Genomic DNA, 21708 nt, shown 5'->3' on the forward strand with positions numbered 1-21708 from the left:
TCCACCGCTCACACGCCCGGGACCACCCGCCCAGGTGCGCTGACCGTCATCGAGGTCGCTCATCGCACCGGCCGGGTCGGTCGGACCCGCGGCGCAGCACGAACGGAAAAACCAGCCAGAACGCCGCGAACACCGCGAGGGTGCACCCACCCGCCACGAGCGCCGGAACCCGACCGACGGTCGCGTCGAACACCACGACCATGCTGCCGCTGAGTGCGACACCCAGGAAGAGCAGGCCGACATAGGCGATCCGGTGCGCCCACGGGACAAGAGTGGGCAGGCGATGCCTGCGGAACAGTGCCCGGTGCAATGCCACCGGGGTGACGAGCAGGACGGTGGACCCGACCGCGCACGCCACGACCGCAAGGTAGAAGATCCGCATGCCGTGGTCGAGGACGTCGAATCGGGACTGGAACGGCAGGGTCAGCAGGAATGCGGTGAGCACCTGAACGCCGGTCTGCGCCACCCGCAGTTCCTGCAGCAGCGACGACCAGTTGCGGTCGAGGCGTTGGGTGCCAGTCTCCGAGCGCTGCGTGCGATTCCAGTCGGAATCGGCCAACCCGTCGTCGGACCGGTCGTTCGCCGGAGGTTCCGGACGCACCCCTATGAGCCCGTCCCGCGCGGCGGCAAGCCGAGCTTGACCGCGAGGTGCGCCTCGGTGAGTTCGTTCCGGAAGCGTTCCACGTCGCGCGCCCACGCCTGAGCGAGGCTGCCGTCGGCGAGAGTGACTCCCACACCGGTCCGTCGCCGGGGGACACCGTGCAACTCGCCGAGCGCGGGGGCGCTTTCCCACTTCTGGTGTTCGGAACCGTTGTTGGCAGGGTGGATCTCATCGATGTCGGCCAGGGCGAGAATCTTGGTGCCCTGCTGCAGCGTCATCTCGGTGAGCTCGACGGTCACGTGCTTGCGGGCCGCGACGACCTGGATGACGGAGAATCCGACGATGATCAGGCCGAAGATGCCGATGACCAGCCAGTGCACCTGCCCCGGGCCGGCGATCTCCATGCCGAGGACCGCCGCGATGAGGACGGGACCAACGGCCACCACCCACCAGCTGCCGCCGGGCTCGTAGAACAGCACCTCGCCGGGGTTGTCGGGGATCGGGGTGGGTGTGGACGATTCGGTGTCGTCTGGGGAATCCGTGTCTTTTGCGGTGTCGGCGTCGTCCGGAGAATCGGCGTCGTCCGGAGAACCAGCGTCGTCCGGAGAACCAGCGTCGTCCGGAGAACCAGCGTCGTCCGGGTCACCCGACTCGTCGGGCTCCTGCGACCGGTCTGCGGTCACCGGGTCTTCTTCCCCCGCTTCTTGAGGTGTGCGCCCTTCTTCGCGGGCGCGGTGGTGACCGGTTGCTTACCGGTGAACCAGGCATCGCCGGCGGGCCGGTAGGCCAGCAGCGATCCCAGCAGGCCGAGGATCGCGGGGAGCAGGGCGATGGCCAGCCAGAACGACAGGAAGCTCAGGACCAGCAGCATGATCACGACGACCAGGGTCAACGCCGCCAGCGAGGAGCGCCAGCGTTCGTCGCCGGTGTAGGTCTTGGAGCCCAGCAGGATGTAGGCGACGCCAACCGCGGCCACCAGCACTCCGGCGCCGACCGGAACGAGGGTTTCGACGAACACGAAGATTCCCATGAGGATGTAGGCCGCACCGAGCGCAGCCAGCAGCCCGCCCGCAACCAGCCAGCAGCGGTAGGCCCAGACCACTACGTTCGGGCGCTGGGCGGGATCAGGTTTGGTCACGGGACTGATCTCCTTCGGTCTGGTCGACGGATGGGTTGGCGTCGGACGACGTGCTGCCGGGTGACTCCTTACTGAGTGAAGCACCCCCGCGCTCGTTCCGTGGGTCGTCTGCGGCGGAAGGCTGCTGCTGCTCCGGGGGACTCGGGGTCGGTGGCTGCGGCGGCTGACCGGGGTATGGCGGATATCCGGGGCCTGGGTTGCCGGTGGGTGGCGGCCCGTAGCCGGGTGGGGCGTAGCCGTAGGGCGGCGGATACGGACCCGATTGCGGGTATGCGCCGGGCTGGGGATACGCGCCCGGCTGCGGATACGCGCCCGCCTGCGGGTTGCCCTGGCCTGGAATGGGCGGATAGGGCGGCGCCGCCGAGATGCGCGGTGCGCGACGCCACTGCGCCATCTTCTTGCAGTAGGTGTCGGACTCGCGGCGAAGAAGCAACACCACCGCGCCGAGTGCGGCGACACCGCCGATCACGTTGGGCACCATCGCCCACGTCGGGTGGACATCGCCGAAGAGCGAGAAGAACGTGGTGATCACCAGGAACAGGCTCAACGCACCGAGCAGGAATCGCGCCCAGTTGTAGCCCTTGCGGGTCAGGAGGAGGAGAGTGACCGCAACCGCGATCTCGACGATCAACGTGATCACGATGGTGGTGATCACCAGACCCGACGACGTCACGAGGTTGTACTCCTCGGTGCCCTCACCGTAGCTGGACCTGGCGAAATCGACGTAGGCGTCCCGCGTCTGGCCATAGGTGGCGATCGTGGTGATGATGTGTCCGAGCAGCACCACGATCCACAGTTCGGACGCGATGACGATCGACTCGACGATCTTGGGTTTTCCGCCCTGCCGATCGTCGCTGCCCAGGCTGGAGCTGCCGCCCGGGTCGGTGGATGAAGACATACCTTCCAGGGTAATGAACGCGCTCGAGTCACCACTGACAGCGCCCGCCTCATTGCTGACAGCGCTCTCGCCTCCACGTTGACCGCGCTCTCATTGACGTTCACAGCGCTCACGTCATCGTTGACAGCGCTCACGTCGACGTTGACAGCGCTCATCGATTGCTGAAATCAGGGACAGATCCGACCACAGAGCGCTGTCAGTGCGTTCCAAAGCGCCGTCAACGAGCGCGAGAGCGCTGTCAACGTCGTAGCGGACGCCGTCAACGAGCGCGAAAGCGCTGTCAGTGCGGAGCAGAGCGCTGTCAGTGCGGAGCAGAGCGCTGTCAGCGCAGCGCGGCAGCGACCTCGGCAGCCCAGTAGGTCAGGATGATCTTCGCGCCGGCCCGCTTGATGGAGAGCAGCGATTCGGCGATGGCGGCGTCGCGGTCGATCCAGCCGCGTTCGGCGGCGGCGGTGATCATCGAGTACTCACCGGAGATCTGGTACGCGGCGACCGGCACGTCTGCCATCTCGGCGACGTCGCGGACGATGTCGAGGTAGCTCATCGCGGGTTTGACCATGACGATGTCGGCGCCCTCGTCGAGGTCCAGGCGCACCTCGCGCAGCGACTCGATGCGGTTGGCACCGTCCTGCTGATAGGTGCGCCGATCGCCCTGCAACGACGATCCGACGGCCTCGCGGAAGGGACCGTAGAACGCCGACGCGTACTTCGCCGCGTACGCGAGAATGCCGGTGTCGGTGAATCCTTCGGCGTCCAGGGCTGCGCGGATCGCGGCGACCTGACCGTCCATCATGCCGCTCGGACCGAGCAGGTGAGCGCCGGATCGGGCCTGCGCCAACGACATCGAGATGTAGCGATCGAGGGTCGCGTCGTTGTCGACGCGGCCGGCGTCGTCGAGGACGCCGCAATGGCCGTGATCGGTGAACTCGTCGAGGCAGGTGTCGGCCATCAGCACCGTCGAGTCACCGAGATCCGAATGCAGTACCGCCAGAGCACGATTGAGCACGCCGTCGGGATCATCGGCACCGGAACCGCACGCATCCTTCGCCGCCGCTGCGGGCACCCCGAAGAGCATCAGCCCGCCGACTCCGGCGCGGACCGCCTCGTCGGCGGCCTTGCGCAGGGAGTCGAGCGTGTGCTGATACACCCCGGGCATCGACGAGATCTCCCGCGGCGCGTCGATGCCGTCGGCGACGAACATCGGCAGCACCAGATCGCTGGGCGCGAGCACGGTTTCGGCGACGAGTCGCCGCATCGCGGCGCTCGTGCGCAGACGTCGGGGACGGATCACCGGAGCCATCACCGACCCCCTAGGACCGCGACCGCCGGGACTTCTTGCGCGGCGGCGGCAAGGCCCCCTCGGCCCGCAACCGGGCGGCGTGCTCGGCGAGCGCGTCGACGAGGTCGGGGATCGACGCGGATTCCGGCTGCACGTCCACGCGCAGCCCGAATTCCGTTGCGGTCTCCGCGGTCTTGGGCCCGATGCACGCAACAATGGTGCGCGCGTGCGGTTTTCCGGCGATACCGACGAGATTGCGGACGGTGGAACTCGAGGTGAAGCACACCGCGTCGAAGCCACCGGTCTTGATCATCTCGCGGGTCTCGGCGGGCGGCGGGGCCGCGCGCACGGTGCGATACGCGGTGACGTCGTCGATCTCCCAGCCCCGCTCACGCAGCCCCTCCGAGAGGGTTTCGGTGGCGATGTCGGCGCGCGGCAACAGGATTCGATCCACCGGGTCGAAGACGTCGTCGTACGGCGGGAAGTCTTCGAGCAGGCCGAGGGAGGACTGCTCACCCGAGGGCACCAGTTCCGGGTTGATCCCGAAGGCGCGCACCCGCTCGGCGGTCGCCTCGCCCACGCAGGCGATCTTGACGCCGGAGAAGGCTCGCGCGTCCAGACCGAACTCGGCGAACTTCTCCCACACCGCGCGCACCGCGTTGGTGGAGGTGAACACCACCCACTGGTACCGGCCGTCCACCAAACCCTTGACGGCCCTTTCCATCTGGGCCGGACTGCGGGGCGGCTCGACCGCGATGGTGGGCACCTCCTTGGGGATGGCACCGTGCGAAACGAGGCGATCGCTCATGTCGCCGGCCTGATCCTTGGTGCGGGGCACCAGCACGGTCCAGCCGTACAGCGACCGCGACTCCCACCAGGAGAGCTTGCCGCGCTGGGTCACCACCTTGCCGACGGTGAGGATCAACGGTCCGGACAACGCGTTACCCAACTCGTTGAGCGTGACCAGGGTGGCCTCGATGGTGCGCTGCCCGCAGGTGGTGCCGTTGACGGTGATGGCCACCGGTGTCTGCGGGGCGAGGCCGTGTTCGGTCAGTGCGCTCGCGGTCTCGGCCAGATGCCCGGACGTGGCGTGCAGCACCAGCGGGCCGGGGGCGGCGGCCAGCGCGGCCCAGTCCACGCCCTCGGCGCGCACGTCGGCCTGGGTGTGGCTCGAACCGAGCGGCATGCCGGCGTAGCTCGGCACCACCGATGCGGCCGGCAGACCCGGCAGCACCTCGAAGGTGATGGTGGTGCGTGCCACCGCGTGCACCTCGGTGAGCACCGAATCGGTGGTCAGCGGGTCACCGGAGACGACGCGCACCACGTCGTCGCCGGCCTTGGCGGCCGCGACCAGGGTCTTGGCGACCTCGCCGGGATCGCCGAGCGCAGGATGGACGACCTGCTCCTCGGTCTCCTCCGGCGTCGGCGCGACGTCGGTGGCCGGCGCGTCGTCGCCGGTCTCGTTCTTGGGTGTCTTGGCGGCGGCCCGGCGGCCGGAGTCGGCGGGTTCGGGACGGTGCGCCCCGCCGATCATCGCCACCACGGCGGCGGGGACATCCGGGTCGACGTAGGCCGTGGTCGCGGAGGCGATGACACTCCGCGCCCGCACGGTCAGCAGGTCTGGGTCCCCGGGCCCGGACCCCACGAAAAAGATCCGCCCCGGAGTGGCCTTCTTGGTCGTACGGCTCATGCGTTCGCACTCTCCTGCCCTCGTACGGTGAGGGCTGTGTGTTCCTTGCCGGAACTAGGGAGAGTCGACGAGTTCGCCTGCTCCCAGTTCCAGCAGTTCGGCCGCGAGATCCCTGCCCAGCTGGTCGGCACGTTCCACCGGACCCACCACCGAAGCGCGGATCACATCGGATCCGTCCTCGGCCGCCACCGCCGCACGCAGCGACAGTTCGACGAAGATGCGCCCGTCGTCATCGAGCGATTCGACCACCTCTGCGATCGCTCCGACCGGAGCGGTACACCCGGCCTCCAGGGCCGCGAGCACCGCACGTTCGGCGTCGACCGACGCACGGGTGGACGCGTCGTCCAACTCGGCGAGAGTTCTCACCAGTTGGGCATCGTCGCTGCGACACTCCACGGCCAACGCGCCCTGCGCCGGAGCCGGTAACAGGACCACCGGATCGAACGCCTCGGTGACCTCGTCGGCCCTTCCGATTCGTACGAGCCCGGCCCGCGCGACGACGACCGCATCGAGTTCGCCGCTGGCGACTTTGCCCAACCGAGAATCTAGGTTGCCTCGTAGGGGGCGGATTTCCAAACCGAGACCCAATGCTTTAAGCTGTGCCGCCCGTCGCGGGGCGGAGGTGCCGATCGTCGACCCGGGCGGGAGTTCACCGAGGACCTGCCCACCCTTGCTGACCAGCGCATCTCGGGGATCCTCGCGGGGTGGGACGGCCGCGATCACCAGCCCCGGATCGGGTGCGGTCGGCAGGTCCTTGTACGAGTGCACGGCGACGTCGATCTCGCGGTTGTGCAGCGCGTCGCGCAGCGCGGTGGTGAACACCCCGACGCCGATCTCGGCGACCGGTGCGGCCGAGGCGTCGCCCGCGGTCTTGATGATCACCGGCTCGGCCGGATGCCCGGCGGCGATCAGCGCGTCGACGATGGTCTGCGTCTGGGTGCGGGCCAGCAGGGAGCCCCGGGTGCCGACGCGGATGACGGCCCGGGTGTCGGTGTCGGTCACTGTTCTGCCTGCTCCGATGCGGTGATGCCCCGATCGCCGGACTCTGCGAGCCCGGACTCGGGGGCGCTGACGGCCTCGGCGGCACCCGGCTTGAGCTCGAAGAGCTCACGCAGCGCCTCGGCGTAGTGGTCACCGTTCGGGGTCGACGCGAGTTGCTTGACGCGCACCGTCGGCGCGTGCAGCAGCTTGTCGACGACGCGTCGCACCGCCTTGGCCACCTCGTCGCGTTGCGGATCGTCGAGTCCGGGAAGTTTGGTCTCCAGGCGCAGGATCTCGGCCTCCACCACGTCGGCTGCGCGCTGCCGCAGGGCCGCGACGGTCGGCGTGACCTCGGCCTGACGTTGTGCGGTCAGGTAGTCGGCGAGTTCACCCGCGACGATCGACCGGGCGGCGAGGGTGTCGTCCTCGGCGGCCTTGGCCTCGGTCATGCCACGCAGCCCGGCGATGTCCACGACATGCACACCGGGCAGCCGCGCGGCCGCCGGATCGACATTGCGTGGCAACCCGAGATCGCAGATGACCAGCGGTTTCCCGGCGTTTCCGGCGGTCCCGCGGGCGGCGAGCGCCGAATGCACGTCACCGACGCCGATCACCGAACCGACCGACCCGGTGCAGGCGACGACGACGTCGGCGTCGGCCATCACCGCGGGCAGGTCGTCGAATCCGACGCCGCGCACCTCGATGCCGTGGTTGGCGGTGATGTTGCCGGCGAGGTGTTCGGCGTTGGCAACGGTCCGGTTGACCACCACCATGCTGCGGACACCTTCGCGGGCCAGGTGTGCGGTCGCCAGGCCCCCCATCGCGCCGGCACCGACGACCACCGCCGAGCGCATGGCCGGCTCGTCGCTCGACCCGGATGCGCCGGCCAGCAGGTATTGGGCGCGATGCAGCGCCACCGACACCACCGACGCGCCCGCGCGATCGATGCCGGTCTCGGTGTGCACCCGCTTACCGACGCGCAGGGCCTGCTGCGCGAGTTCGTGCAGCACGCGTCCGGTGCTGTGGTTGGAGTCGGCGTCGAGGTAGGCGTTGCGGATCTGCCCGAGGATCTGCTGCTCACCGACGACAAGCGAGTCGAGGCCGGCGGCGACGGTGAAAAGATGCTCGACGGCCGCCTCGGAGTACCGGACGTAGGCGTGGCTGGTGAGGTCGTTGATGGTCATGCCGGAGTGCTCGCCGACGACGTTGCCGACGGCCTCGAGGGCGGGGTGGAAGGCGTCGACGACGGCGTAGATCTCGACGCGATTGCACGTCGAGACCAGCATCGCCTCACTGATCGCCCGCGAGCTCAGGAGCTCGTCGACGAGCTTGGGCCGTTCGTGGTCGGAGACCGCGATTCGCTCGAGCACCTCCACTGGTGCACTTCGATGCGAGACACCGAACAACAAGACACTCACGCCGCCACCGTTTTCATCGCCTATCGGTCCACCACTGCACGCAAATCCCGGCCCTGACGCTCCGCGACCGGGGTCCGTGACGCGGTGAAGGCCAGCACCTGTAGTTCCAAGGCTAGATCAACCTGCCGGACGACGACATCGGAGTCCACCACAAGGCTCACCGGCGTCACGTTCAGCAGCTGCCGGACACCGACGCGGGTGAACGCGTCGGCCACCGTCTGGGCCTGGTCGTCGGCGGTGGCCACCACCCCGATCTCCACCGGCCCGACCATCGGATCCGAACACACCTCGGCGATCGCCTCGAGGGCCTGGACCTGCGGTGTCGCATCGTCGAGAACGGTGCCGACGACGTCGGGATCGTCGTCGAAGAGGGCGCACACCTCGAATCCGCGGCCGAAGCCGGTGTGGGTGAGCAGGGCGCGCCCGAGGCGACCGGCGCCGGCGAGGGCGACCGTCACCGTGACGTCCGTGTGTAGCGCGTTCGATATCCGCGCGGTCAGTTTGCTCACGTCGTATCCGACGCCGCGCACCCCGTTGGCGCCGACGTGGGACAGATCCTTGCGCAGGATCGCCGGATTGACCCCCGCAGCGGTGGCCAGCTGGCCGCTGGAGGCGACGACGACGCCGCGTTGGGAGAAGGACCGCAGGACGTGCAGATAGGCGGCGAGACGGGCGACGGTGGGGTCGGGGATGTCACCGGATACCGAACCGACGCTCACTGCCGCACACCCGCTTCCGTCCGCCAGGCGGGCAGCCGTGGCGTGCCCGCGTCGAATGTCGATCAGCGTATACCGGACGGGGTACGCCCCCGCCACTACCCCGCCGAGGACGATTTCGCAACGCGGGCGGGCGACGTCACATCCGGTGGGAGCGCTGTCAGTGTGGACGAGAGCGCTGTCAATGCGGACGAGAGCGCTGTCAACGGAGCGGGGGACCCGGAACCCGGTCAGGCGTCTCAGGCGTCGTGACGCGCGGCCCGAGCGGTCAGGTCGGCGCGCAGGCGCGGTTCGTCGACCTCCCAGTAGCCGTGTTCCTCACCGTCGAGCAGGATCACCGGCAGCCGGTCACCGAATTCGGCGCGCAGACTCGGATCGCCCGCCTCGGCGGCGGCGTCGACGTCGACGACCTCGACCGGTTCACCGAAATCGGCGCAGATCCGTTCCAGGTCGGTACGTGCACCGACACACGCGGCACATCCGGCGCGGCTGAGCAGGGTGATCGGCATGGGGACCTCCGGTCGCGGCGAGGGTTCGGTGGGCGTCGGCACGCCCGGCTGCACGGTCCAGTCTGACAGCCCCGCTAGGCTGTAGGGGTCGAGCCCCAACCGCCCGCACAGGGCCGTCTCGGAGGTGTGAACTGTGGGTGTGTCCTCGGACGGTGACACGAATCCGGTCGGCGTCCCGGGCTCCGACGAGGCCTCGGACTCGGGGCCGTCGGAGTCACCGGTGTCCGCGCCCGTCGAGGCCGAGGGTGCCGAACCTTCGGCCGACGACTGGGAGGCACACGCCGACCGTGTCGACGGGGGTTCGACCGCCGCGGACGACGACCACGACGACGCCGACGAACCGCACGATCCCGACGAGGAGAGCAATCGGGTCACCGCGTGGCTGACCGAGCGGGCCAGCGCCGCCGGCGGACGGTTCCGGCAGACCGCACAGGAATTGCGGCAGTCGCTCGCCGGTGAGGCCAGCGCCAAGGCCGCCCTGGACACCCTGCGGACCCGGCCACCGGCCGACACCGAACCCGAGGTGCCACGCGATCTGACCGCGGCGGCATTCTTCGACGTCGACAACACCCTGGTCCAAGGCGCCTCCATCGTGCACTTCGCGCGTGGCCTCGCCGCCCGAAAGTACTTCTCCTACGGCGACATTCTCGATTTCGCGTGGACGCAGGCGAAGTTCCGGATCACCGGCAAGGAGAACGCCAACGACGTCGCAGAGGGCCGCGAGAAGGCGTTGAGTTTCATCGCCGGACGCCCCACCGCCGAGCTCGCCGAACTCGGCGAGGAGATCTTCGACGAGTACATCGCCGACAAGATCTGGCCGGGCACACGGGCTTTGGCGCAGCGGCACCTCGATGCCGGGCAGCAGGTGTGGCTGGTCACCGCCACCCCGGTGGAACTCGCCCAGACCATCGCCGATCACCTGGGCCTGACCGGTGCACTGGGCACGGTTGCCGAGAGCCGCAACGGTGTGTTCACCGGTCGCCTCGTCGGTGACATCCTGCACGGTCCCGGTAAGGCACATGCCGTGCGTGCGTTGGCGATTCGCGAGGGACTCAACCTCAAACGGTGCACCGCCTACTCCGACTCGCACAACGACGTGCCGATGCTGTCGCTGGTGGGCACGGCCGTCGCCATCAACCCCGATGCCGACCTGCGTGACGTCGCGAAGGTCCGCGGCTGGGAGATGTATGACTTCCGCACCGCCCGCAAGGCCGCAAAGTACGGCGCCGGAACGGCTTTGGTGATCGGCGCGGCCGGCGGCACCGCGGCAGCGGCGACGAAGCTGTTGCGTAAGCGCTGATCTGCCGAAACGCTACGAGAGCGCGCTGACCTCACTGGCCGGATCGATGAGGATCTTCGCATGCTGTTCGGCCGCACCGAGCACGTCGAAGGCCTCGGCCACTCCGTCGAGGCCGATGGTCGCGGTGATCAGTGGGCGGACGTCGACCTCGCGTTTGGCGATCATCTGCAGGGTGTCGTGGAATTCGGCCGGGTCGTAGCCGAACACGAAACGCAGGTCGAGTTCCTTGTTGATGGCCATCGCCGGCCGGATGCGGTCGGCCTGCATGCACACGCCGACGACGATGATCCTCGACCGCAACGGCGCGGCGGTGAGCACTTGCTCGATCATGCCGGGCACGCCGACACATTCGAAGATCGCCGGCCCCGTCGGCGTGGCCCCGAGGCGGTCGGCGAGGTGGAACACCGATGCCCACGGCACCAACGGAATCCGGCGTAGGGTACGCATCCCGTCGAAGGCCGCGTCGAACAGTTGGGGCACCGTCGAGACGTAGCGGCCCTTCTCGGCGGTGATGTCGAAGGGTGACTCGACGCCTGGGTCGACGACGACGTCGGCACCCACGCGGCGGGCGAGTTCGCGGCGTCCGGCGGTCAGGTCGCTGGCGATCACCGTGCGCACCCCGGTCGCCTTGAGCATCGCGATGACCGCGAGTCCGATGGGGCCGCAACCGATCACGGTGGCGACGTCGCGGCGTCCCACCTCCCCGCGTCGCACCGCGTGGTAGGCCACCGCCAGCGGTTCGGTGAGCGCCGCCTCGTCCAGCGAAAGATCGTGCGGCACATCCATCGTCATGTCCTCGGCGACGACGACGAAGTCGGCGAAGGCGCCGGGCGCGAGTTCATCGAGACCGGTGAGATGCGGCTGGCCGTCGTGCCGGCGCATCGGCAGCGACACCACCGCGGTCCCCGGCGCCCACTTCTTGCGGCATCCCGGTCCGTAGGAGACCACCTCACCGACGAATTCATGGCCCAGGATGACCGACTGTTCCGACCGCATGAAGCCGGGATAGCCGATCTCGGCGGCCAGGTCGGCGGTCTCGTCGCCATCGGATCGTGCGTGCAGATCAGAGCCGCAGATCCCGGCCCGCCGGACCCGCAGCAGCACCTCCCCCTTGCCGGGTTCGGGTGCGTCGACCTCCTGCACCGTCAGTTCGCCCTTGTGACAGATGACTGCACGCACATTGTCCTCCTGATCAGCCGAAGATAGACGAGATGTCGGCGAACTCGGCGTCGGTGACCACGCCGGCCGGTCGCAACGAGGTGAGGTCGTTCATCAGAGCCGTCGTGGGGGCGGCGGCGGCCGATTCGGCGGCCTGGACCGGCGCCGGCTGCGGCACCGCAGGCCGGGCCGGTGCCTGCTGCGCCGAGCGTTGCTGTTGGCGACGCTGAACCCGGTCGTGAACCGAGCTCGCGACGGCGGCGCGGGTGGCGGTGCGGATCAAACTCATGCTCGGTTCCCTTCGGCGGCGTCGAGCGCGCCGATCAGATCGTCGACCGGCACAGGTCCCTTGGTGATGATCGACCCGCCGTCGGCGGCCCATCGCCCCGATCACCGCAAGGAAGGTCAGATCCTCGTAGACGACGATCGCGGCGGCCTCAACGTCGGCGAGTTCTGTTGCGGCGGTGGCAATGCCGCCCTCATCGATCAGAGAACTGTCGGCTCCGGTGAGCGTCTCGAGGCCGACGGTGCCGGCGTCGAGCCGGATGGCCGCGCCGTCGGCGGAGCGGGAGACGAACTCGATGTCGAGGACGTTCACCCGGCCGGAGGAGACGCGATCGTCGAGCAGATCGAATCCCGACGCGGGAATCGGCAGGGTCGGGAATCGAACAACGACGACGTCGACGGGGCCGAGATCGGCGTCAAAACTCATGCCTGTCACAGTAGCGCGCACCGCGACGCTCGGGTCACGCGCTCAGCCGAAGTACACGCTTCCGCGCCGCGACAGCATCCGGAACAGCGTCTGCTGGATGTCCTCGCGGACGTGGTCGGTGAGGTCGAAGACCACCATCGGGTCTTCGGCCGAGGAGGCATCGTATCCGTCGGTTTCGATGGGACGCCCAAAGTGGATGTGCCACTTGGACGGCAGCGGGATGACGCCGAGCGGACCGAGCCACGGGAACAACGGGGTGATCGGCACGTACGGCAGTCCCAGCACCCGCGCAAGCGGCTTCAGGTCGCTGATCATCGGGTAGATCTCCTCGGATCCGACGATCGAGACCGGGACGATCGGGACGGCGTTGCGCAAAGCCGTCGTGACAAATCCGCCGCGCCCGAACCGCTGCAATTTGTAGCGGTCCTTGTACAGCTTGCCGATCCCCTTGTAGCCCTCCGGCCACACCGCGGTGAGTTCACCCTGCCGGAGCAGGCGGTCGGCGTCGCTGGTGCAGGCGAGGGTGGCGCCGATGCGGCGCGCGGCCTCACTGACACCGGGGGTGTCGAAAGCCATATCGGCGGCCAGAACTCGAAGATGGCGACCGGTCGGATGATTGTCGCGGACGGCCACCGAGGTCATGATCGCGTCGACCGGGATGGTGCCGGCGTGGTTGGCGACGAGCAGCGCACCACCCTCGACGGGCAGGTTCTCGATGCCGGTGACCTCGACGCGGAACCACTTCTGATACAGCTGGCGCACCGCAGGCAACCAGACCGCCTCGGTGAAGTGCGGATCGAATCCGAAATCGTCGATCTCGTAATCACCGGTCATCCGCTCGCGAATGAAACCTGCTGTGGCAGTGAGTGAATCGGCAACGGCACTGCGGATCCCACCGAGGCTGAACAGTGGCGACGAGCGCACCTGATGCTCGACGCCGAGGCCGTCGTCGACGACCACCTCGTCGCTGATGGGTGTCACCGAGGCCGGCGAACTGCCGAAGCCGTCGGTGTTGGGATGGGTGATCGGGCCGGGCTGCCGGGGATGGGCGACCTGCTGACTCGGGTGGCGTCCCTTGCCCGCGTCGAAACCTCGACCACCATGCCCCCCTGAGCTCGCGTAGAGCTGAATGACCTTCGCGGTGCGCGTATCGGGTACCGAACCACCGGCCACGCTCTCACCCCACTCTTCCATTTCAGAGAAAATTTTCATTCGACGCGACAATGCACCGGAAACGAGCCTTTCGACGCCCCGACACGTAGAGACCTCATGATACGGAACGCTGCAGCGTTTCGCAGCCGCGTCCCCGTATTGGCGAAGCCGACAACTCCTGCCACACAAGTCGATTCCCATCCCGCGGGTTGGCGACGAATCACCGAAGCGCCAGTGCGAGAGACACCGCGCGCCGTTCCAGTCCACGCCAACTCGCCGCGCTCACAACAGGATTCACCCCGCCACGGGCGATGAAATCATCCAGGGTCTCCATTGTGGTGAAACGCGGTGCAAACCCGAGTTCGGTCCGCATTCGGGTGGTGTCCAAAACCCGCCCGTAAGTCAAGAATTCAGTTTGGGAACTTCGAAGTTTGGCCGATCGAGGATCCTGCAAAACGCCGGTGATCGGTGCGAGCAGGCGGCCCGGCACCGGTAGCGGGACGTGGCCCACCCGGCGCACCGCCTGCGCGAGTGTCACGACGCCGTCACCGGCGACGTTGTAGGTGCCCGGCCGGCTCACCAGCGTCACATGCTCCATCGCCGCGAGCGCATCCTCCTCGTGGAGGAACTGCAGCCGCGGCGCGAACCCGAACACGGTGGGCACCACCGGCAGCGACAGATGCGAGCCCATCCGGGTGTTGATCCGCGGGCCCAGCATGGCCTGCAGCCGCAGGATGGTCACCTCGATGTCCTGGCGTCGACGGCCGAGCCCGCGCACGTACCCCTCCACGTCGAGGAGGTCACGACCGTAGCTGCGGGTGGGTTCGCGGCGTGCCCGGGTTTCCTCGGAGAAGTGCGAGGGATCGCTTGCACTCGCGCCGTAGACCATGGCCGTGGACCGCAGGATCAGCCGTTTCACCGACGGGCTGCGCTGCGCGGCCGCGCACACCTGCATCGCCCCGACCACGTTGAACTCCTTGATCGCGGTGGAGTGCGGCGCGGTGTCCATGATCGAGGTGGCCGCGTGGACGACGGTGTCGACCTCGTAGTTCGCGATCGCCTTGGCGATGGCCGGCCGTCGGATGTCTAGACGCAGGAACTCCGCCCGACCCATCCGGCGCATCAGGTCCTTACGGGGCACCCGCGAGTCCACCGCGATCACCCGCTCGATCTCGGGATTGGCGGCCAGCCGGGCCACCAGGTAGCCGCCGAGAAATGTCGACGCACCGGTCACGAGAACCGATCGGGGCAGCTGGTCTGGGGAGTCGGGCATGGGACCAGGCTAGCCGGGGCGCCCCGGGTCGGCTCGCCGCAGTGCCCGGCGGCAGGGTCACCGCCCCCATCGACGACAAGAACCCGCACGTGGGCGGGTTCTCGTGGCGGTCGTGCCCGCGCGGGGCCGGAGCCTATTTACCGAGCTTGCGACGCTGCACGCGGGTGCGGCGAAGCAGCTTGCGGTGCTTCTTCTTCGACATGCGCTTGCGGCGCTTCTTGATCACTGAGCCCATCGGGGTACTTCCTCACTTCACGTGCAACGTTCTTCCTACCCCGCAGGATGCTGCGGGCCGGCCACCGCACGCGGTGCACCCACAACGGTGCATCCACATGGCTGAGCACCCCGGTGACACCGGGAGCCTGCGGGCCGGATCGGGTAGCCGATTGTCCACACTACCGGCCCGACCCCACGGAACAGAAATCGCATCCCGACGGGTCACAGCGGAGGAGAACATGCCCGCCCGGGGCCACCGGGGTCGCCGGTGGCCCCGGGCCGGTCGGGCGGGATCGGTGTTATCCGGCGTCGAAGTAGGACGTTTCGAGGTAGTCGTGCACGGCCTTGGCGTGCACGCGAAACGAACGACCCACGCGAACCGCGGGCAGTTCACCGTTGTGCACCAGGCGGTACACGGTCATCTTGGACACACGCATCAGGGATGCGACCTCTGCGACGGTGAGGAACTGGGATCCGGCTCCGGCATTGCCGGCCGCCGACCTGTCTCCTGGAGTCTCTGCAGGCGTCATGAAATTCTCATACCTCCGGAGCACGCGTCGCGGCCGCCGGCTTCCCCTCCGGCGGACATCAGACACGCACGTGCTTAAAGGAGCTTAGCGTGGCAGATGTGAAAAAAGCGACGTGAGTGGCCAGGAAATTCCATTTCGGGCGTCCTCGCCCACAACATACTGGGGTTTCGGGCGCGACGACCACTAATTGTGGGAAACATGGCCCGGCATGGCAGCGCCAGCAACCCTCAATGTCAGCTCGACATTGCCGACAGAATTGCGCCGATAGTCGACAATTCCGGTCCCCGCTACACACCCTCACCGTCGACGCGGCGTCCGGACGCGCGGCTCACATCCGAGGCCGCTTTCGTGGCCGCGTACATCGCCGAACGCAGACCATGGGTCTCCAGCTCACGGATGGCGGCGGCGGTCGTGCCACCCGGCGAGGTCACCGCGGCACGCAGATCCACCGGCGACAGGCCGGAATCGCTGAGCAGCACCCCGGCACCGCGGATGGTCTGCACCACCAGTTCGGTGGACTGGGCGCGGGTCAGCCCCAGCGCCACACCCGAATCGATCATCGATTCGGCCAGCAGGAACACGTACGCGGGTCCGGACCCCGACACCGCGGTCACCGCGTCCATCAGTTTCTCCGGCAGCACCGTCACCCGGCCGACGCTGCCGAGCAGCGTGGTGACCGCGCGCAACTGCTCGGCGTCCACGTGCCGGCCCGCCGACACCGCCGACATCGCCTCGTTGACCAGCATCGGGGTGTTCGGCATGACCCGCACCACCGGCGATCCGGCCTGCAGGATCGTCTCGAACCTGGAGATCGGGACACCGGCCACCAACGACACCGTCACCCGTTCGGATTCGGCGTTGTCCTCGGCGGCGGCGAGTTTGCGCATGACCGGCTCGACGTCGTCGGGTTTGACGGCGAGGAACACATACTGGGCGCTCTCGGCGGCCACCGACACGTCCTCGGTCACGAGTACCCCGTACTCGTCGGCGATCTCGGCCGCGCGGTCGGCGACCCGCTCGACGACGACGAGGTCCTTGGCCGGTGTGCCGGCGGCGATCAGACCGGCCAGCAGGGCCTCGCCGATCTTGCCGCCGCCGATGATCGCGATACGTTCGCTCACTACTGGAAAGCCTTTCTGCAGATGCGATCTGCCCGTGGACGGGCGGATCGTCGGGTTGGTCGGAGGAGCGTGGGGCGGTGATCGGTGCAGGTCACCGCTGCCGTTGCGGGATGAGGGCGAGCTGACGCGACTGCGCCACCACCGCACCCGTCGAGTCCACCACGAGATGGTCTTCTTCGAACATGCCGGCACCGACCTCGACGGTGGTCGCGGCGAACCGCAGCCAGCCCGACGCCGGTTCCCGACGGATGTAGGTGGTCAACTGGACGGTCGGCGCCCACCCGAACAACGCCAGGTTCATCACCACCGGCGGCGAGATGTCACACACCAGCACCGAGAAGTACGAGTCGGGTGCGGCGTCACGGGGGCGGGCCCACCCCCGGATGACCGGGTCGCCCTTCTCCCCTCGGATCACCGGGAAGGTGGCCGGGTCCAGACCGAGGTCCAGGGCCTGCCCCAGATGCATCACGTCCGACAGCGGCGTCTCGCCCACGGAGATGGCGTCGGCGGCCGGTTCGACGGGCAGGTCGTCGAGCACCGTCGGCGACGAATGATGCGCCGTCCCGGTGTCCGGGCGGGCCAGCGTCACCGACGACGACACCATCACGCGGCCGTTCTGGGTGAGGTCGACGTGCACCAGGGTGACGGTGCGGCCCCGTTTGCGGACCGTCGCGGTCAGCTCGACCTGCGCCGGGTCGGGCGCGGCGAGGTAGTCACTGGAGATCGCCACCGGCACCACGTCGGCGGTGTGCAGTGCCGTGTCCGGGGCATCCGCGGGTGCGAGGTCGTCGAGGGCCAACCGGGCGGCGCGGGCGATGACCATCTGCATGCTGCCGCCGTGCACCTTCGGTCCGACGGTGAAGGCGTCGTCGATCGTGACGCCGTAGGTGATCGACGGACCGCTGCCGTCCCCACGATCGGCCGCGGGCCCGATCACCCGCAGATCCAGCAGTTCGGCCAGCTTGTCGGTCATGTCACCCTCTTCACCACCGCGGATCACCGCGTGCGGCTCGTCTCCCGTTTGAGATGTTGCCGGGCAAAATCTAGCGAACGGGCCAGCATCGCCTGACGCTCGGGTTTGGTCCGCGCCGACGACGTGGTGACCTCCAACACCACCGCGCCCGCGAAATCGCTGTCGGCGATGCGCCGGCACACGTCGGCACACGGCTGCGTCCCGTCGCCGGGGATCAGGTGTTCGTCGGTGGCCGCACCCGAACCGTCGGCCAGATGCAGATGCGACAGGTTGGTGCCCATGCGTTCGTAGAGGCCGACCGCGTCGGTGCCCGCCGTCGCGGTGTGTGAGAGGTCCAGGGTGTAGTGACCGTAACCGTCGTCGGTGGGATCGATGGATTTGCCGAAGGCCGAGACCGCCGGCCCGGGGGTGCCGCCGCGGCGGGCGAGGCGACGCGCCGACCGCGTTCCGGCGCCGAACGCGCGGTCCGCGCGCATCGGGAACATGTTCTCCACCGCGACCCCCACGCCGGAGGACTCCGACAACTCCCCCACCAGGTCGTCGAAGGCCGCGACGTAGGTGCGTTGCCACCGGAACGGTGGGTGCACGACCACCGTCGCCGCGCCGAGGACCTCCGCCGCCTCGGTCGACCGCGCCAACTTGGCGATCGGATCACGCCCCCACACCCGCTGCGAGATGAGCAGGCACGGGGCGTGCACCGACAGGACCGGTACCTGGTACTTGTTCGACAGATATTCGACGTGGCGGATGTCCTGGCTGACCGGATCGCCCCACACCATCAGCTCGATCCCGTCGTATCCGAGTTCGGCCGCGTAGGCGAAGGCGGCCTCGGTGTTCTGCGGATACACCGACGCCGTGGACAACCCGATGGCGATCTCCGGGCGAACCGGGTCGACGGGCGCGCGCCCCGACGCCTCGGTCACGTCGCCAGCAGCACGAGCGGCCCCATCGTGACGATGAGTCCGGCGGCGAGCGCGAGCAACGTCGTGACGAGGTCGTTGGTGCGCCGCACCAGATGGGTGAAGGTCACGATGCCGAAGATGACGATCACGGCCAGGATCAGTGCGAAGTACGGATTCCAGCGCCACAGCTCGGTGAAGCCCCAGAACAGGCCGACGCCGACGACGAGCCCCACGACGACCTCGGCGACGATGGCGAGCCACGACAGCGCCGGGGAGTGTCCGTCCGACTCGCTCTTCCCGGGCTTGCGCTTGTCCCGCTTCTTTTTCTTCGGCTGCTCGGCCTTCGCGGTGGCGTCGCCGGTCTTGCCGGTCGTGTCGCCGGTGCTCTTGGCGGTGTCGGTCTCGTCGGCTTCGTCGTCGCTGCGCAGTGCCCGACCGGCCGCGGCGGCGCCGGCCACCCCGGTCAGTCCGCCGGCTGCGAGGGCGGCGGTGCTCACCCCGGAGTCACCGTCCTCATCGTCGGCGAGGTCGTCGGATTCCGGCTCGAGCACGTCGGACTCAGACACACCGGCGGCGACGGTGTCGGCGGGTTCGCCGTTCCCCGTCTCGATCGCAGCGGCGTCGAGGTCTTCGGTGACGTCCACCGAGGTGGCCGGGGCGGTGTCGGGAAGCTCGGTGTCCGCGTCGTCGATATCCGGTGCCGCGGGGTCTGCGGCGTCGATCTCGGGGGAATCGATGATCTCGGCGAAGCGATCCTGCGGACCCGCGAGATCCACACCCTCGACGTCGTCGGTGTCGACCATCACGACGTCCTCGCCGATCTCCGGGCCGTCGACGATCGGGATGATGCCGGTGACCGCATCCGCGGCGACATCGTCGGGTTGATCCTTGGCGAGGGCATCGGGTTCCGACGCCGCAACACTGGTGTCCGCTGAATCCTGTTGTGCGGAACCAGTTTTCGCCGCTGCTGCTGCGGCGGCCACCCCGCCTGCTCCCGCCGCGGCGGCTGCGGCCGGCTTCGTGCGGCGGGAGAACCAGCGGCGCTTCTTGCCGCCGCCCGGAGCCTCGGCCTCGGGTTCCACGTCGGCGAACGACCGGTAGGCCTCGAAGTCGTCGTCGATGACCTCGGAGAATCTGCTGCTCGCGGGCGCCTTCTCGGACGATTCGGTGGCGCCGCCTCCGGTGTGGCCCTCGTCGACGATGTCCTCGTCGGCGCTCTCGACCACCGGGATGATCCCGGTCACCGCGTTGGACGGTTCGAACTCGTCATTGGCGGTGTTCTCGGCCGCTGCCGGCTTCGGAGCACCCTCGCTCGGAGACCCGGTGTCCGTCGACTCGGACCCGAGACGACCCGATACGGCACGGGAGCTGAAGTCGCGGGTCGGCGGTGGGGCGAATCCGGGCATCCCACTCGACGTGCGTGCCGTCGGTGCCGGTGTGCGGGATGCCTGATCGGGTGCGGGCACCGCATCGGGTCCGCGCCGGGCCAGCGGATTGGAGGCCCGCGGGAACGAGCGGGATTCCGGCGACGGTGACCACGGGGCGGTCGGCGGCCCGGCCGGCGATGCGGGAGCGGGCGCGGCGGGAGCCGGGGTCGACGCAGCGGCCGGTGCCGTACCGGTGCCCGACTGCGGGGTATCCGGCTGCGCGGTGTCGGACTTCGGGGTGTCGGACTTCGGGGTGTCGTAGGCGGCCGGGCCGGTCACCTTGGGGATCTCACCGGTGAGTTCGGACACCGAGACGGCACCGCTGCGGCCGGCTCGCCGTCGACCACGGCCGTCGCGCGACCGGCCGGTCGACGACGCGGACCCGGCGTCGGCGGCCTGCGTGCGGGCCAGCAACTCCGACACCGAGATCGGCCGCGAGTCCGTCGCATCGTCGCGTGGGCCCCCGTCCGAGGATCCGGGTTCGTTCGGTCGGGTGTCGTTCGCCATCGAGTGCGTTCTCCGTCCTTCAGCTCGGCGACCGGCTCCGGCGAGCCGATCACCCGCGACCGGTGTCGCATCTGTCAGCGGACGTCGCGGGCCTCGAGGCCGGAAGCAGCCGGATCGGATGCGTCCGTAGGCTCGGCATCGAGACGACGAAGGATGACCCCCTCGCGCAACGCCCATGGGCAGATTTCCAGTGTATCGACCCCGAGGCCACGCATAGCGGCCTCGGCCACAAGAGCGCCGGCGACGAGCTGACCTGCACGATCACTGCTGACCCCCTCGAGTTCGGCGCGGTCGTCGCGGGTCATCCGGGAGATGAAGGCGATGAGCTGGCGCAGACCACTGGCCGTCAGGCTGCGTTTGACCCGCGGTCCCGCACCCGACGGGGCGGCACCGGTGAGTCGCGCGAGGCTCCGGAAGGTCTTCGACGTCCCGACCGCGAGATCTGGTTTGCCGGGTTCGAGGAGTTCTTTGGCGACGGGCCGCATCTCGGCGTCGAGCCAGTCCCGCAGCACGCCGATCCGGCGGCGGTCCGGCGGGTCGTCGGGCAGCCACTCGCGGGTCACCCGGCCAGCGCCGAGCGGCAGCGACAGCGCCACGTCGGGTTCCTCGTCGACGCCATTGGACATCTCCAGCGACCCGCCACCGATGTCGAGGGCCAGGATCCGTCCGGCGCTCCAGCCGTACCAGCGACGTACCGCCAGCGAGGTGAGGCGGGCCTCGTCGCGTCCCGACAGGACCTCGACCGTGACGCCCGTCTTGGCGGCCACCCGGGCCAGCACCGCGTCGGAGTTGGTGGCGTCGCGCACCGCGGAGGTGGCGAACGCCATCATCTGCTGGCAGCCGGAACTCTTCGCGATGAGGGTGAACTCCTCGATCGAGTCGACGAGCCGTTCGGCGGCACCGTCGGCGAGGCGACCCTGGCCGTCGATGTGTTCGGCGAGACGCAGCACGGCCTTGGTGGAACTCATCGGGGTGGGATGCCCGCCGCGGTGGGCATCGACGACGAGCAGGTGGACCGTGTTGCTGCCCACATCGAGGACTCCTAAACGCACGGTTACACGATAAGAGGTGGGCCGCCTGCGTTTTACGCGCGGGTGGCCGATCGGTGTGCGGCGTCGGGATGTCGCGGGGACGTCACGCCGGGGCGGCGATTGCGCACTCCTGGCCACCCTGCGGTTACCGTTGTCTTCGTGGCCAAGTCCCTTCC

General features: G+C 68.8%; 22 protein-coding genes. 1 reads left to right on the top strand and 21 read right to left on the bottom strand.

The genetic code is table 11. The features are described from left to right. Positions 1-46: 46 nt before the first annotated feature. The 10 genes from ACWDPV_RS02085 to ACWDPV_RS02130 all read right to left on the bottom strand — a co-directional run bounded on the left by ACWDPV_RS02085 (position 47) and on the right by ACWDPV_RS02130 (position 9230). On the bottom strand, positions 47-601 hold the full coding sequence (locus tag ACWDPV_RS02085) for a DUF6328 family protein (protein ID WP_449741573.1): 555 nt from the start codon (positions 599-601) through the stop codon (positions 47-49). A 2-nt stretch (positions 602-603) separates the two neighbouring features. Beyond that, positions 604-1284 (bottom strand): hypothetical protein, encoded by a 681-nt coding sequence (locus ACWDPV_RS02090; RefSeq protein ID WP_449741574.1) that lies wholly within the window; start codon positions 1282-1284, stop codon positions 604-606. Further along, on the bottom strand, positions 1281-1739 hold the full coding sequence (locus ACWDPV_RS02095) for a hypothetical protein (protein ID WP_449741575.1): 459 nt from the start codon (positions 1737-1739) through the stop codon (positions 1281-1283). Before ACWDPV_RS02095 ends, ACWDPV_RS02090 begins: the two co-directional genes overlap by 4 nt. Continuing rightward, positions 1726-2637 carry a hypothetical protein gene (locus ACWDPV_RS02100; RefSeq protein WP_449741576.1) on the bottom strand — a complete coding sequence of 304 codons (912 nt, stop codon included), beginning with the start codon at positions 2635-2637 and terminating at the stop codon, positions 1726-1728. Before ACWDPV_RS02100 ends, ACWDPV_RS02095 begins: the two co-directional genes overlap by 14 nt. A 322-nt stretch (positions 2638-2959) precedes the next feature. Then, positions 2960-3937, bottom strand: a complete 978-nt coding sequence (gene hemB / locus ACWDPV_RS02105; protein WP_449741577.1) for a porphobilinogen synthase — start codon at positions 3935-3937, stop codon at positions 2960-2962. 10 nt (positions 3938-3947) lie between these two features. Then, complete coding sequence (locus ACWDPV_RS02110) at positions 3948-5606, bottom strand: uroporphyrinogen-III synthase (RefSeq protein ID WP_449741578.1); 1659 nt, start codon at positions 5604-5606, stop codon at positions 3948-3950. Positions 5607-5660: 54 nt separating this feature from the next. Further along, on the bottom strand, positions 5661-6608 hold the full coding sequence (gene hemC, locus ACWDPV_RS02115; RefSeq protein ID WP_348807435.1) for a hydroxymethylbilane synthase: 948 nt from the start codon (positions 6606-6608) through the stop codon (positions 5661-5663). Beyond that, positions 6605-8005 (bottom strand): glutamyl-tRNA reductase, encoded by a 1401-nt coding sequence (locus ACWDPV_RS02120; protein ID WP_449741579.1) that lies wholly within the window; start codon positions 8003-8005, stop codon positions 6605-6607. The genes hemC and ACWDPV_RS02120 overlap by 4 nt, the downstream gene beginning before the upstream one ends. Positions 8006-8025: 20 nt before the next feature. Continuing rightward, the gene (locus tag ACWDPV_RS02125) at positions 8026-8724 is read right to left on the bottom strand and encodes a redox-sensing transcriptional repressor Rex (protein WP_348807437.1); all 699 of its coding nucleotides are present in this window, start codon (positions 8722-8724) and stop codon (positions 8026-8028) included. A 236-nt stretch (positions 8725-8960) separates the two neighbouring features. Beyond that, entirely contained in the window at positions 8961-9230 is a 270-nt protein-coding gene (locus tag ACWDPV_RS02130) for a glutaredoxin family protein (protein WP_348807438.1), read from the bottom strand. Between the two features lie 133 nt (positions 9231-9363). Here ACWDPV_RS02130 and ACWDPV_RS02135 point away from each other — a divergent pair, with 133 nt between their 5' ends. Continuing rightward, a complete protein-coding gene (locus ACWDPV_RS02135; RefSeq protein WP_449741580.1) occupies positions 9364-10530 on the top strand; it encodes an HAD family hydrolase in 1167 nt (388 codons plus the stop codon). A gap of 12 nt (positions 10531-10542) precedes the next feature. Here ACWDPV_RS02135 and ACWDPV_RS02140 read toward each other — a convergent pair whose 3' ends face one another. The 11 genes from ACWDPV_RS02140 to ACWDPV_RS02190 form a co-directional block, all read right to left on the bottom strand. Next, positions 10543-11709 carry a zinc-binding dehydrogenase gene (locus tag ACWDPV_RS02140; RefSeq protein ID WP_348807439.1) on the bottom strand — a complete coding sequence of 389 codons (1167 nt, stop codon included), beginning with the start codon at positions 11707-11709 and terminating at the stop codon, positions 10543-10545. A 13-nt stretch (positions 11710-11722) separates the two neighbouring features. Beyond that, on the bottom strand, positions 11723-12400 hold the full coding sequence (locus ACWDPV_RS02145; protein WP_348807440.1) for a hypothetical protein: 678 nt from the start codon (positions 12398-12400) through the stop codon (positions 11723-11725). 42 nt (positions 12401-12442) lie between these two features. After that, on the bottom strand, positions 12443-13594 hold the full coding sequence (locus tag ACWDPV_RS02150) for a lysophospholipid acyltransferase family protein (RefSeq protein WP_348807689.1): 1152 nt from the start codon (positions 13592-13594) through the stop codon (positions 12443-12445). A 178-nt stretch (positions 13595-13772) separates the two neighbouring features. Further along, on the bottom strand, positions 13773-14825 hold the full coding sequence (locus ACWDPV_RS02155; protein WP_348807442.1) for an NAD-dependent epimerase/dehydratase family protein: 1053 nt from the start codon (positions 14823-14825) through the stop codon (positions 13773-13775). 133 nt (positions 14826-14958) lie between these two features. Further along, on the bottom strand, positions 14959-15060 hold the full coding sequence (locus tag ACWDPV_RS02160) for a 30S ribosomal protein bS22 (RefSeq protein WP_003402602.1): 102 nt from the start codon (positions 15058-15060) through the stop codon (positions 14959-14961). 280 nt (positions 15061-15340) lie between these two features. Beyond that, positions 15341-15571 (bottom strand): helix-turn-helix domain-containing protein, encoded by a 231-nt coding sequence (locus tag ACWDPV_RS02165; RefSeq protein WP_348807443.1) that lies wholly within the window; start codon positions 15569-15571, stop codon positions 15341-15343. A 287-nt stretch (positions 15572-15858) separates the two neighbouring features. After that, complete coding sequence (proC, locus tag ACWDPV_RS02170) at positions 15859-16692, bottom strand: pyrroline-5-carboxylate reductase (protein WP_348807688.1); 834 nt, start codon at positions 16690-16692, stop codon at positions 15859-15861. A gap of 91 nt (positions 16693-16783) precedes the next feature. Continuing rightward, the gene (locus tag ACWDPV_RS02175; protein ID WP_449741581.1) at positions 16784-17665 is read right to left on the bottom strand and encodes a thioesterase family protein; all 882 of its coding nucleotides are present in this window, start codon (positions 17663-17665) and stop codon (positions 16784-16786) included. 23 nt (positions 17666-17688) lie between these two features. Next, positions 17689-18588: a sugar phosphate isomerase/epimerase family protein gene (locus ACWDPV_RS02180; RefSeq protein ID WP_449741582.1), complete on the bottom strand. Its 900-nt coding sequence runs from the start codon at positions 18586-18588 to the stop codon at positions 17689-17691. After that, positions 18585-20501, bottom strand: coding sequence for a DoxX family protein (locus tag ACWDPV_RS02185; protein ID WP_449741583.1), 1917 nt, complete (start codon positions 20499-20501; stop codon positions 18585-18587). The genes ACWDPV_RS02180 and ACWDPV_RS02185 overlap by 4 nt, the downstream gene beginning before the upstream one ends. A 74-nt stretch (positions 20502-20575) precedes the next feature. Further along, positions 20576-21553, bottom strand: coding sequence for a Ppx/GppA phosphatase family protein (locus ACWDPV_RS02190; protein ID WP_348807448.1), 978 nt, complete (start codon positions 21551-21553; stop codon positions 20576-20578). Positions 21554-21708 lie beyond the last annotated feature (155 nt).

It is taken from the genome of Gordonia sp. NPDC003504, from assembly GCF_053587995.1.